This is a genomic window from Microcoleus sp. B13-B6, assembly GCF_036705405.1.
Taxonomy (GTDB): domain Bacteria; phylum Cyanobacteriota; class Cyanobacteriia; order Cyanobacteriales; family Microcoleaceae; genus Microcoleus.
In genome coordinates this window covers 1-12,575 of sequence record NZ_JAUBUJ010000153.1, presented here as the reverse complement: position 1 = coordinate 12,575, position 12,575 = coordinate 1, and the positions used below count along the sequence as shown (strand labels likewise).

Here is a 12,575-nt window from a genome sequence, read left to right as displayed (position 1 = left end):
TTTAGAAGGTTTTTTTAGTTATTTAGTAGTGCACAAATTTAGGTATTTGTCAAATTAATTTAGATGCGTTTACCCTGGTAATATTACTGGTACACTAGCGATATTAAATGGGGGAACAGGTAGTTCAACTCAGAATTTTATTGATTTAACTACTACTCAAAGTATAAGTGGTAATAAATATTTTTTAGATTCTATTTTGGTAGGTACTAATTCCTCCCTAACTATTCAATCTTATGACAACTCGGACATCAAATCAATCAATTCAATTCAAGTGGTCAACTCTTTAAATGGGAGTATAACTTTAACTGCAAATCCAGTAGGCACTTTTGCTTTTACAAATAATGATTTTGAGATTAACGCTAATACGAATATTGCAATTCCAAATCAATTTTTAGGCTCTCATGTGAGAGTTAGAAATTATGGAATTGGCTTGGCGGGTAATATTCAGGGTTTACGGTTAACAGCTTTAAACTCAGGGATTGGGAACATTACTACTCTTGATGGTGCAGCCTTCTCAGCTAGAAATGATACTGCAACTACTGTGACGACACTAAATGGCGGTAGTTTTGCTGCTTCTATTGGAAATATAGCTGGTACTGCTACTACTATTAATGGTGGGCTATTTACAGTCAGCTCTGGTGCTTCGGCAATATCTACTACTATCAGAGGGATTTTAATTAATGCTTCGTCATCCAATACTATTCCCGCTACTAATTGTGTCGGAATAGAAATCGCAAGTATTACAGGAACCGCTACTAATAAATTAGCCATAAAAACTGGCACAGTAGGATTAATTAGTTTCGGCGACACAACTCCATCGACATCTACCACTACAGGTGGTGTGGTTGTTGGTGGTGGAATAGGAGTCGGAGGCAATATTTTCGCAGCAGGTAGTATTCAAGGTACGTCATTTCAAGTAGCTGGAACTAAAATAGTAGGAGCTAGAGAGACTGGATGGACTGCATCAACGGGAACAATCAATAAGGGTGCTTTCGCGTCAGATACAGCTACACTATTAGAAGTATCTAGACGATTATTTAGTCTGGAAACAGCTCTCAGAACACATGGGTTAATAGGTACTTGATGTGGCACGACCAAACCTTAGAAAATCCCCCGATTTAAGCAAACCATCCGAGCCAAGCTTAGGAAGAAAGTACGATGGCAGTGAGTCTTCTGCTCCAAACTCTACTCAATTAGGGGTAACTCGCGAGCTAGGCTCGGTAGCAGGTATTACCATTGAGGGTAGGGCAAAGGTTGATTTAGAATCGCTCTTACCTGCACAAGGTATTTCGATTAATCGAAATGAGTCAAAAAATACCCTAGGTATTGGCGCAGGATTAGGATCTACTAGGGGTAAATTGGGGGTGAATATAGGGGCTGAAATGGGTTTTGAGCCGGATGGCTCGATATCCCTTAAATCGGTTAGTGGAGGAGTAAATGTAGCAGGTTTTGGGGTAGAAGGGAAAGTTGGTCAGGGCGGTAGTGGTGGGCTAGCGCTAACGGGTTTTGGAATTACCGTTGATATTGCAAAAGACGAAAAAGGGGGGATTAGTGGGGGCATTAGTATCAGGTTGCCTGGCGGGGAGATCGGAATAGGATTTCAACGAGATCCAGGAACTGTAGTGATAAGTACACCTGTCCCTGAACCTGTAACACCTACTTATACAGAAGGTTTAGACAAAGAGAATATATCCATCCCCCCCGAACAGCCTGCTACAAAATGGCCGGTACCAACCGGAGTAAACATAGACAGCGCCAAAGGATGTACGCTAAAATTCTTTTGGAGAGAAAACCATTACAGCATAAATCCTTACGCAGGTACTTGTGAGTCGTATTTGTCGCAACCAGTTTTTTATCCGTATAGTAGTTTCGGCCCCACAAAAGTACGAGTTGTCAGCAATACTTGCACACAAAAGATTCGGAATATTAATGGTTTGTGGGCAATGCAAACCACAATTATCATGACTCTCTTTGAGTGCGAACTTGATATACGAATTGATCGCTTTGCAAGTCAATCCTATTTAAAACAAATTTTGGATTACGTTTATTATTATTATATTCCTTCGAGTTTTTGCTCTTACAATTGGTACTTAAGCGAATACGGTGGCGGGATGCCTATTACGACTAGCCGTCGTGTAAGCAATCCAGAAATAAGTGTATTTGGTTGCGTCCCCCCAAAAGATAGCTTTAAAATATATCCACGTCCCCCTAGTCCCGTATCGATTTCCGTTCAATTACCCAACCATCCCCAACAAATTAAACCTATGGATTGCTGTGAACAGGTCAAAGAAATACACAAATATCTTGGTATCGCCAAACTCAAAAAAAATAAATTCCCGGTGAGTAACGCCTTCCTTGTACCCGGTGGCAAGGGAAACGATAATTGCATTGATTACTATGCGATTACTCAAGCTCTATTCAGAATGCTCGCGAACGGGTTGATACTTAACCCAAAAAGTAAACCATTGGGTAGTGAATGGCAAAATGTTAATGCTACCGCATGGGCGGGACAGATGTACGAAATGTTGGCTGAAAGTATGTCCGACGGCAATTCAAGTCAACGGTTCGAGGTCGCTGCAATAATGCAACTTGTACAAATTATGAGTGCTATTGCAGAAACAGGCAGGAAAGTTGAATTTGTTGCCGACGCTATTGGAATCGAGCCACAGTTAAGTTTCGAGGATCTGCCAGTGTGCTTTACAGTTCACGAGAACCACAAAGGTTTTGGCAACAGTCAACCTAAAAAGCTAAAAACATCGGGACTGAAGTCCGACGAACAGGTAGAAGAAGTGCTAGGTAAAATGTTAAATCCGAGCAAGGTGCCCATCGTAAAATGGCAATTCAAGCCGGGCCAAATATCAATTAACGAGGCATTGAGGATGAGGAGCAATGGCTAAATCAGTTAGCGGTGGTAAAAGCGCGTCACCTAGGGGTACTACTGACCAACAACGAGAGGCTGCTGGTAAAGGTGCAATTCGAGAAGAATTTTTGAGGAAAAAGGATGAACTGATTAAATTAAAATCACTCGATATTTTTCTGGTCAAAGATGCAATGGGGATTAATCCCAAAAAAAGTGATATGAAACCGGAATTAAAGGATATAGTTAAACGGCTTAAACAGAAAAAGCCAAAGTAAGTTTCTTAGTGCATTTCCTAGAGTAGCCCCCTACAGTAGGGGGCTACTTGTAAAAATGCCAACAAAAACAGGCACAATCCCTCCTACTTTTAAATATTTGGTATAAAACAATACATTGATTTTTTGTTCTACCATGATAGCCGTAGTTTTTGCCACGTTAAGGCAAAGTGCTTATGTTACGATTGACACGTCACCGATACGCGTAAGGACAGTCACAATGAACGTTTGGAATTTAATGATTGAGATTTTTAGGACACTGGTAGAACGGGACGCCATCCTTTCGGAGCGTATCGCTAAGCTTGAGGAAGAGAACGGGTTAGACGTAGCAGATGAGAGCCTCACTCAATCTCAACTGCAAAAGTTGGTTGATCGGATGTCAGAACAGACTGTGCCTCCATCTGCGTAAATTTAGTTTTGTCAAAGGTTAGGGTTTTGCCCGGTGTAACAACCGGGTTTTTTAGTGCCGTAGGCGGCTACTTTACCTTCATCTTGAACAATAGCCCCCTACAGTAGGGGGCTACTCCAGAAAATACAGGCAGAGACACAAACAGGCAAGGCAAAAAATAGCCAATAAAAAACCCCCCTTAATAAGGGGGGTGGCAGGTAGGGGGATGCGGGGCTAAATGTCGGAGAAGGAAGCCTCTGTATTGATACCCAAGTAATGCCGTTGAATTGTATCAACACTATTACCGCAGGCAGTGGCCAGTAGCAATAAATCTGTGCCAGCGTGCGCCATCAGAGTAATGAACGTATGTCGGGTATGGTAGGGGGATAGGTAACCAGAGATTTTACCGTCTTCAACCAATTGAGTAACTACACCGGGATAAGTGTAGGTTTTTTGAGAACATTTTAATTCGTATGTATTCCACAACTTAGCAAATTGACCGATATACCAAGCTTTGCCATTTTGTTGTTTGAAAATTAAGTCCCTTGGCTGAGTGTCTACAGGTTTAATTTTCAACAGTAAATTTTGAAGCTTCGGATATATTTTAAAGATTCTTGTTTCCCCTGTTTTTGGAACCTGAGTGTTCTTTAACCGGCCGTTGTAAGACTTGCTAAATCTAATGTAGTCTTTGTCCCGCCCCAAAAAAACATCCTTCCATTCAAGCGCGAAAGCTTCCCCGCTACGGCATCCAGTTAGAAACAAGAATTCAACCAAAGGTGCTGCTTGACGGGTTGCGGGCTTATCAGACTCATAAAAAGCCTTAATGATGATGTCTCTCTCTTCCTTAGTAAAAGCGCGTCGATCGCGTTCATCTGGGTTAACTTCGTCATCCTCGGAGTCCCACCATCGCAATAGCGAACCATCAGAAGTGACAACTGGCTTATACTTGTCTGTTTTGTTAGGGGTGAAAACAGAGTCAATCCCCGCAAACGGGTTAACCGTAAGTCTTGTTTTCCCTTGAGACTGCAATCGGGTAAACGCTTCGGAAAGGGCGGATATAATCGACCGCTTGGTAGTTGTACAGCAAGTGAACCGCGACAAACAGTCGTCTATCTGTCCGTCTAAACGTTCGTTCCATAAAGGATTATCCGACGTTAGATAAACATGATTTTTTTTGTCATACACCTTCCCCTTAATAGGGTTTGTATAACTAATTCGGTAAAGAAGTTCAAACGTAGTTGGCTGTAACTGCGGTTGCTTCCAATCCAAGTAATCTTCCCACATTTGACCTACGGTAATCTCAGGTTCTGGTTCTGGAATCAGTGCAGCCAGCTTTAGTTCAGCGGTGTACTTGGTTTTTAAGCCGTACTTGGCAAAAGTAGGATCGAACAGTTGTTGCCAGTCTGGGTGCTGTAAGTCACCTTCAATCCTCCACGCGATAGCGATCGCCTTTTGCCAATTCTCAGGAGTATCCTTCATCCCTAAGCCCTGATGCTTTCGCTTCCCCCCAAAAATGGGATTGTACTTGGTACTGAACTGTAACCGGAGTGAACCGTTATCGGACTGTACTTTGATCGTCTCAGGGGTTGCTTGTGATTTAGCGTACATATTGTTTTTTCAAGGTTCTGTAAGGGTTTTAGCCTTCTATCAACTTTCTAGCAGACACCCGTTAATCGAGCTATGTGCATAGCGTGAATGAAGGCACAGAACTAATATAGCACCTTTATGGCAATAGGTCTACAACTATGCCCATTGTTCGTTCGGCAACAAAGCCGTGTACAAGATTTAACAGATTTAACGGATGGATGTTGATCTTCGAGATTCGATCTTCGAGCGAAAAATGTTAATCTCCGGTTTGGGGAGGGGTTAAGGTAAGTTTTTTTATAGCACGATCGCACATCCGTTTGTTAATTTTAGGGTTTTGGCGATCGGTCAGTCGATTTTAGATTTTAGATTTTAGATTTTAGATTTACTTGCAGCTTTGAATCTGGAAGATGGAACTTTGGTCTAAAATTTTGGGCTATCCAGGAAAGGAGTCGGGGCTTTGTATCGGTTTTTGGGCGGTGTCCAACAGCCGAAAATTAACAAAAATCCACCTCCAAAACAAAACAACACAATTCTTTGCCACCAAAGTTGGCGTTTGGTACTACAATGCAGCAAAAGTTCAAGCGTTTTTGACTTCAACGGCTGAGGGGATAAAGGAAAATGGGAGATGTTGGACGTGTGCCTGTAGGAATTATCGGCGCTTCAGGGTACGGCGGCGTGCAACTTGTGCGACTGCTGGCGGACCACCCGGCGGCTGAAGTAGTTTATTTGGGCGGGGATAGCAGTGCAGGAAAACCTTATTCCAGCCTTTATCCGCACCTGACTAACTGCATTGATTTGACAGTCGAGGCGATCGACCTAGACCAAATAGCGGCAAAATGCGAAGTTGTGTTTCTGTCGCTGCCAAACGGTTTAGCTTGCAAAATGGCACCGACGCTGATAGAAAAAGGCTGCAAAGTCTTGGATTTGTCGGCTGACTACAGATTTGAAAATCTGGAAACTTACAAAGCTTGGTACGGTGGCGAGCGATCGGACTCTGCTTTAGCTGCAACGGCTGTTTACGGCTTGCCAGAATTGTATCGCGATCGAATTAAAGACGCTCAGTTAGTAGGCTGTGCCGGCTGCTACGTCACTGCTAGTTTGTTAGCCCTGGCCCCTTTGCTCAAACAAGGTCTCATCGTGCCAGAAACAGCAATTATCGACGCCAAATCCGGTGCTTCGGGAGGGGGCCGCAAAGCCGAAGTTAATCTCTTGTTGGCTGAAGCAGAGGGTTCTCTGGGCGCTTACGGCGTTGGGCGCCACCGCCACACGCCAGAAATCGAGCAAATTTGCAGCGATTTAGCGGGACATGATATTAAAGTTCAGTTTACTCCTCACCTAATTCCGATGGTGCGGGGAATTCTGGCGACTGTTTACGCAACTTTGCGTGATCCGGGTTTGGTGCGGGAAGATTTAATCACGATTTTCAGCGCTTTTTACCGCAATTGTCCTTGGGTAAAAGTGTTACCGGCTGGGGTTTATCCGCAAACAAAATGGGCTTGCGGTACGAATCTTTGTTTTATCGGCATCGAAGTCGATCCGCGTACTGATAGGGTGATTGTGCTGTCGGCGATCGACAATTTAATTAAGGGACAAGCCGGCCAAGGCATCCAGTGCATGAACTTGATGATGGGTTGGGAAGAAACTTTGGGTTTGCCACAATTGGCTTTCTATCCTTAATTGAGAATTGGGCATGGGGCATTGGGCAATTGGTAATTGGTAATTGGTAATTGGTGGGGGCGGGTTTACGAGATTGTTGGTTTTAGGCAATTATTTCTGGTAAAACCCGCCCCTACAGGATGTAAATTGCCGATGCCCGATGCCCATCCGATTTTAGATTTCTGATTGTTAATTTTAGATTCAAGTTACTAATCAATTCTTCAATCTAAAATCTAAAATCTAAAATCTAAAATTGTCAGATGCCCCATGCCCGATTACCAAGTGTTATTTAGGCCCGTAACCGATCGACCCAGCATAAATTGCCCGATCGCCCAATTGGTCTTCAATCCGCAATAAACGGTTGTATTTGGCAACTCGTTCGCTGCGACACAAAGAACCAGTCTTGATTTGACCGGCGCGAGTCGCTACGGCTAAATCGGCAATGGTGGTATCTTCAGTTTCACCGGAACGGTGGCTGATGATCGATCGATAGCTGTTCCGTTTGCCCAGGTCGATCGTATCCAAAGTCTCTGTCAAAGAACCAATTTGATTCAGCTTAATCAAAATCGAATTGCTAGCTTTCAAATCAATTCCTTTCTGCAGCCGCGTCCGATTAGTAACAAACAAATCGTCACCCACCAATTGAACTTTGCTGCCCATTTTCTGCGTCAGCGCTACCCAACTTTCCCAATCGTCCTCATGCAAACCATCTTCAATGGAAACAATCGGATATTGACTGGCCAAACCATCCAAATAATCGATTAATTCTGCAGGCGAATGAGCCACACCGTCGTAAGTGTACTGCCCATCTTTGTAAAATTCGCTAGCAGCAACATCCAAAGCCAAAGCAACTTGTTCACCCGGTTTATAGCCAGCTTTTTCAATAGCTGCAATCAACAAATCCAAAGCTGCTTGATTGGATTTAAGATTAGGCGCAAAACCGCCTTCATCACCCACACCAGTCAGCAAACCCTCAGCTTTTAAGACTTTACTCAAGGATTCAAATACCTCTGCACCCCAGCGTAAAGCTTCTTTAAAAGAGGGCGCACCCACAGGGACAATCATAAATTCTTGAATGTCCACATTATTGTTAGCGTGAGAACCCCCGTTGATCACGTTCATCAAAGGCACGGGCAAAACGTTCGCCAAGGGCCCGCCCAAGTAGCGATAAAGGGGGAGTCCTAAAGTCTCGGCGGCCGCCTTTGCTGTGGCTAAGGAGACTCCGAGAATGGCATTTGCGCCGAGGTGGGATTTGTTCGGGGAACCGTCCAAATCAATCATGGTTTTGTCTACCAGCGCTTGGTCGATCGCATCTAGATTAGCCAAAGCGGGGGCAATTTTGTGTTCGACGTTAGCGACGGCTTTTAGGACTCCTTTGCCACCATAACGGCTTTTGTCGTCGTCGCGGAGTTCGTGGGCTTCAAAAGAGCCTGTAGACGCGCCGCTGGGGACTTGGGCGAGTCCGACAACACCGTTGGCTAGGTAAACTTCAGCTTCAATGGTGGGGCGGCCACGGGAGTCGAGGATTTCTCTGGCTTGAATAGATTCGATCGCAGTGTCTAGCATATTAATTATTCCGGACTTAATTCAAGGTTTCATGACAATTAGCAGTCTCTGGGTTTTCCCACGCTGACTGCTGACGGGTAATAGAGTACGCGATCCCCAGAATTATTGGTGCACAGTTCAAAATATTTGCGGATTTGGACGAGCCGATCGGTGTCAATAAGCTAGGCTTGTTGAATAACAGCTCCGGCAAGTTTGACAGTAATTTGATTGTTTTAACCCCAGATTCCCGCAGATTTCTTAATTAGAACCTTTGTTAAAATTAGAATGTCAGCAAAGTCAATCAAAAAAGGAGAAACTTAGGATGTTAGAAACAAATATCGGAGAAATTAGAGCATTAGCTGAAAATTCAGACCCTATTATTGCTGATCCCCCAAACACCAAATTACTCACCGGGCCATTGCCAAATCCAGCCAGCAACCCCAACTTTTTTGACTTAACTCCCAATGACGACGCATTTCAATTAGCAAATGGAATTCTGCGTAATACTCCCGGAGGTTTGCGGGCCTTAGCTGGTAACGATTTTGTCAGAGGTTCAGGTGGTGCGGAACTGATGAACGGTAACAGCGGCACAGATACTTTAATCGGGGGTTGTGGCAGCGATACTATTCGCGGCGGCCAAGATTTTGACATTCTTTATGGAGAATGTGGCAGCGATTTTGTCAGCGGAGATCAAGGTGATGACTACGTTTATGGAGGCACTGCCAATGACTTTATGCGGGGCGGTAAAGGGAATGATGCTTTAGTAGGAGATAGTGGAAATGATACTCTAATCGGTGATGCTGGAATTGATAGACTTTGGGGAAGTGAAGGCGCAGATTTGTTTGTTCTCCGCACAGAAGTGGGAGCAGCTTCGGGGGAAATTGGTTCGCTTCAACCGCCTCCTAGTGGCAATTTTGATGTAGATGAAGTGCCTGCCGATTTTATTCTCGATTACAATCCGGCTGAAGGTGATGTAATTGGATTGGCGGGAGGACTGACGCGAAATGATATTGCTTTGAGCGAAAGGTTTTTAACAATTGGTGATGCCAGAGATTATGACAGCAGCGGGCCTTTTCCTCCGGGAATTCCTCGCACTGCTGATTTTAGAATTTTAAATACTAAGGCGACGGTGATTCGGGAAGCTAGCACCGGCAATATCTTGGGTTTGGTGAAGGATGTTTCGCCGGATCAACTTCAGTTTATATCTGTGTCTGACGGGACGATCGCTCTAGGATAACTACCAACTGGTGGGCAAGGCTAATCTGCATAGCACGGAGGGGCGGAACGAAACGCCCATCCGACAACAACAAGGCTCTCAATCCTCGTTCCCAGGCTCTGCCTGGGAAGACATATCAGCGAGGCTCTGCCTCCCGATTCCTGACATAAATTAAACAATATTTAAGATTGCCAGAAATCCGCCACATCATATCCCATTGCGGTGAGCATTTGCCACAGCAGAGGTAAGCTCAAACCGATCACATTTGTGTGACATCCTTCGATTTTTTCGACAAATAAGCCACCTTTACCTTCCAGTGCAAAACAGCCTGCACATTGCAAGGGTTCTCCGGTAGCGACGTAGGCTGCAATTTGGCGCGAGGTAACTTCCGCAAAATGAACTTTTGTAACTTGATAGCGAATGCTCGATCGCGACCTTGCCTCATCAAAGTCATCGAATCTAGTATCAATTAAAGCATGACCCGTATACAATTCGCCCACCTTACCGCGCATTTTCTGCCAGCGCGAGATTGCTTCTTCCGCATCCTTGGGTTTGCCGTGAATTTCGCCATCTATGAGCAAAATTGAATCGCATCCCAACACCAAACACGCTTTGGGATTGGGGATTTGGGGGTGAGAATTAGCCAGTAAAAACTTAGCTACAGCCTCAGCTTTTCCCTCTGCTAACACCTGCACTAAATTAGTGGCATCTTTCATTTGTATTTGCCCTTCATCAAAGTCGCTGGGGCAAATCACAGCTTGAATGCCGGCATTTTCTAGCAGGCGGCGGCGTGCAGGAGAAGCTGAAGCTAATACAAAAGTGGGAATCTTCATAAGTTAAGAAGTCAGTTGACAGTTGACAGTTGACAGTTGACAGTTGACAGTTGACAGTTGTCAGTTGTCAGTTGACAGTTGTCAGTTGTCAGTTGGCAACTAACCCATGCCCCATGCCCCATGCCCCATGCCCTAATAAACAGAGAAAGATTTAACAACTTTCTCAAAAGCTTCTTTTACCTTTGGCCAGCGTTCTTCGGTAGTGGAAACGTTAAGCGTAAAAAGTTTGCCGCGGCTGACTGCTACACTCGCTAAGTTATGGCGTTCTTGGTTTGGCAACTTAACGGCGTATTCTAAAATGTAATAGTTTTTCGATCGCGATTCACGAGCTTCTGCATTGACTAATTCAGCTTCGCGGCCGGAATCACTCGGGGCGATCGCACTTTTGCTGAGCTTGTATCCCACATCCGTCGGCGTTCCCAAATCCGCCAGAGTTTTGTCCTTCGCGACTGGACTGATTACCACGCTGACGTTCTCGGTTTGCTGAATCAAATCGCGGAGCACCACATCGGGCCCGTTAGAAACCGCGATCGGCAGCCAGCCGTTAGGATAGAGAAATTGATAGCCATCGCCAGTATCAACGTAGCTTTTGAGCCCGGTGACTTTAGACACACAACCGGTCAAGGTGAGGCTTAGAACCACCAGAAGTATTGCCGCAATTCGTTTGAGCATTCTTTTTACGGGTAGAGTAAAACAAAAATATTTAATTTTAATTGTCTCACCAAACCTTGCCCCTAAAAATAGTTAAGCTATGGATCGCTGTTTGTGTAACGCCAGCGATCCATAGCCATATAGTTTAATTGTTAACAAAATCATTACAGGTGAGTCAGCCAGCTAATCAGCCCGTGCTTGGTCGAAACTTCTAAAGCCAAGAGAGAAACAAAGCCAATCATGGCAAGGCGGCCGTTTAAGCGTTCGGCGTAGGGGGTAAAGCCGGTGCGGGGTTCGTCATCGACGTATACTTGCGGCTCGATCGCAAAATTGTTCATTTTGCCTTGGTCGTCCAGCATTAAGCCTCGATTACTCATGTTTTTTTTCCTAAATGGTTTTTAGTGTACTGTAACTAAATGTAACAGACTTGTGAAGATATGTAAAGGATTGTGAGAAATTTTTTTTAAATTCCCCGATCTGACACCAGTTTATAAAAAAAATGCAACTGTAGGCAAGCTCTAAACCCTTATATAGTATGTCTTTCCCAAATCTAAAATCTAAAATCTAAAATCTAAAATGGTATGACTGTGGGTAGACTCTGGGCCCCAGAGGGGGGAGGATAGAGTGGAGAGGCACAAAAGTCGATGGTGTATGGCAAATCCAGTCTGGGTTTGACGAAAATTGTGGAACGGAGGAAAAATTTATGCGGGCCAGTCTGGAAATGCGGTGGTTTTATAGCGGTGCACTGCCAAAATCTATCAATCAATGGTTTGGAAGCGAGAGTCTCGGCGGGTATCTTTCGCCTCCTGAAGAGCGGGAAGACATATATTTGCTAGTACCAAGCTGCGACTACTTGGGAGTGAAGCTACGCGGGAAAACCTTGGAGGTAAAGTGGCGTCAGGGAGAGTTGGGGATGATGCAGTTCGGCAACCGCTGGGAAGGCAAAGCCGAAAAGTGGCTGAAGTGGGTTTGTGCGGACACGATGGCGCCGATACCGGCGGATATTATAGCGACAGGAAAGTGGGTGGCAGTCAAGAAAAAGCGAGCGCAGCGTCTTTATCAAGTTTCGGAGTCGGGTGCGGTAAGGTCAGTGCCAGTAGAAGCCCCAATTCCTGAAGGCTGCACCGTGGAACTTACTCAGTTGAACATTAACGGCAGCGCGTGGTGGACTTTGGGATTTGAAACGTTTGGCAGCGAAAGTTCTTTGACAGAAAGCCTGCAAACAGTTGCTACTTGGACTAGCAAGAGTTATCAGGCGCAAAAGTTAAAAGCTGAGGATTCTTCTGCTTATCCCATTTGGCTGGGCAGCAAGTAATATCAAACCCGGCTTTAATAATACCTCCTGTATTTTTTAGTCGCCCTCTGCTGGGACGAGAGGCAAGTTTAGACGGGGTTTCAACCTCCGAGTCTGGCCGTCCTGGACGCCACTGGCATATATAGTAAGGTGCTCTACTACCCGAAATCTTCAAGAATATTTCAATAACGGAGTCTGACCGAGAAAATGGGATGCAAGCCCCGTCCTTTTAGGACGGCTTTATGCTATAGTTTAATTGGTTGAAATCCCCAC

General features: G+C 44.8%; 12 protein-coding genes. 7 read left to right on the top strand and 5 right to left on the bottom strand.

The window, feature by feature from the left end; genetic code table 11:
• The first annotated feature begins 196 nt into the window (after positions 1–196).
• The 4 genes from QUB35_RS36460 to QUB35_RS36445 all read left to right on the top strand — a co-directional run bounded on the left by QUB35_RS36460 (position 197) and on the right by QUB35_RS36445 (position 3,541).
• On the top strand, positions 197–1,084 hold the full coding sequence (locus QUB35_RS36460; protein ID WP_333147566.1) for a hypothetical protein: 888 nt from the start codon (positions 197–199) through the stop codon (positions 1,082–1,084).
• 1 nt (position 1,085) lies between these two features.
• Complete coding sequence (locus QUB35_RS36455) at positions 1,086–2,897, top strand: hypothetical protein (RefSeq protein WP_333147564.1); 1,812 nt, start codon at positions 1,086–1,088, stop codon at positions 2,895–2,897.
• Positions 2,890–3,135: a hypothetical protein gene (locus tag QUB35_RS36450; RefSeq protein ID WP_333147562.1), complete on the top strand. Its 246-nt coding sequence runs from the start codon at positions 2,890–2,892 to the stop codon at positions 3,133–3,135. Before QUB35_RS36455 ends, QUB35_RS36450 begins: the two co-directional genes overlap by 8 nt.
• A gap of 217 nt (positions 3,136–3,352) precedes the next feature.
• A complete protein-coding gene (locus QUB35_RS36445) occupies positions 3,353–3,541 on the top strand; it encodes a hypothetical protein (protein WP_333147560.1) in 189 nt (62 codons plus the stop codon).
• Between the two features lie 213 nt (positions 3,542–3,754).
• Here the strand turns inward: QUB35_RS36445 and QUB35_RS36440 are convergent, their stop codons facing one another.
• A complete protein-coding gene (locus tag QUB35_RS36440) occupies positions 3,755–5,128 on the bottom strand; it encodes a tyrosine-type recombinase/integrase (RefSeq protein ID WP_333147557.1) in 1,374 nt (457 codons plus the stop codon).
• Between the two features lie 597 nt (positions 5,129–5,725).
• On the opposite strand from QUB35_RS36440, the gene argC reads away from it, so the two are divergent.
• Positions 5,726–6,784: an N-acetyl-gamma-glutamyl-phosphate reductase gene (argC, locus tag QUB35_RS36435; RefSeq protein WP_333147556.1), complete on the top strand. Its 1,059-nt coding sequence runs from the start codon at positions 5,726–5,728 to the stop codon at positions 6,782–6,784.
• Between the two features lie 264 nt (positions 6,785–7,048).
• On the opposite strand, the gene eno is transcribed toward argC, so the two are convergent.
• On the bottom strand, positions 7,049–8,329 hold the full coding sequence (gene eno, locus QUB35_RS36430) for a phosphopyruvate hydratase (RefSeq protein ID WP_445252094.1): 1,281 nt from the start codon (positions 8,327–8,329) through the stop codon (positions 7,049–7,051).
• A 301-nt stretch (positions 8,330–8,630) separates the two neighbouring features.
• Here eno and QUB35_RS36425 point away from each other — a divergent pair, with 301 nt between their 5' ends.
• On the top strand, positions 8,631–9,545 hold the full coding sequence (locus QUB35_RS36425) for a calcium-binding protein (protein WP_333147553.1): 915 nt from the start codon (positions 8,631–8,633) through the stop codon (positions 9,543–9,545).
• A gap of 161 nt (positions 9,546–9,706) precedes the next feature.
• Here QUB35_RS36425 and QUB35_RS36420 read toward each other — a convergent pair whose 3' ends face one another.
• From QUB35_RS36420 to QUB35_RS36410, 3 genes are all read right to left on the bottom strand, one after another.
• A complete protein-coding gene (locus QUB35_RS36420; protein ID WP_333147551.1) occupies positions 9,707–10,357 on the bottom strand; it encodes a nucleoside triphosphate pyrophosphatase in 651 nt (216 codons plus the stop codon).
• A 132-nt stretch (positions 10,358–10,489) separates the two neighbouring features.
• Positions 10,490–11,029, bottom strand: a complete 540-nt coding sequence (gene psbP, locus QUB35_RS36415) for a photosystem II reaction center PsbP (RefSeq protein ID WP_333147549.1) — start codon at positions 11,027–11,029, stop codon at positions 10,490–10,492.
• A 143-nt stretch (positions 11,030–11,172) separates the two neighbouring features.
• The gene (locus QUB35_RS36410; protein WP_190659021.1) at positions 11,173–11,385 is read right to left on the bottom strand and encodes a high light inducible protein; all 213 of its coding nucleotides are present in this window, start codon (positions 11,383–11,385) and stop codon (positions 11,173–11,175) included.
• A 326-nt stretch (positions 11,386–11,711) separates the two neighbouring features.
• On the opposite strand from QUB35_RS36410, the gene QUB35_RS36405 reads away from it, so the two are divergent.
• Positions 11,712–12,323 carry a hypothetical protein gene (locus tag QUB35_RS36405; protein WP_333147547.1) on the top strand — a complete coding sequence of 204 codons (612 nt, stop codon included), beginning with the start codon at positions 11,712–11,714 and terminating at the stop codon, positions 12,321–12,323.
• Positions 12,324–12,575 lie beyond the last annotated feature (252 nt).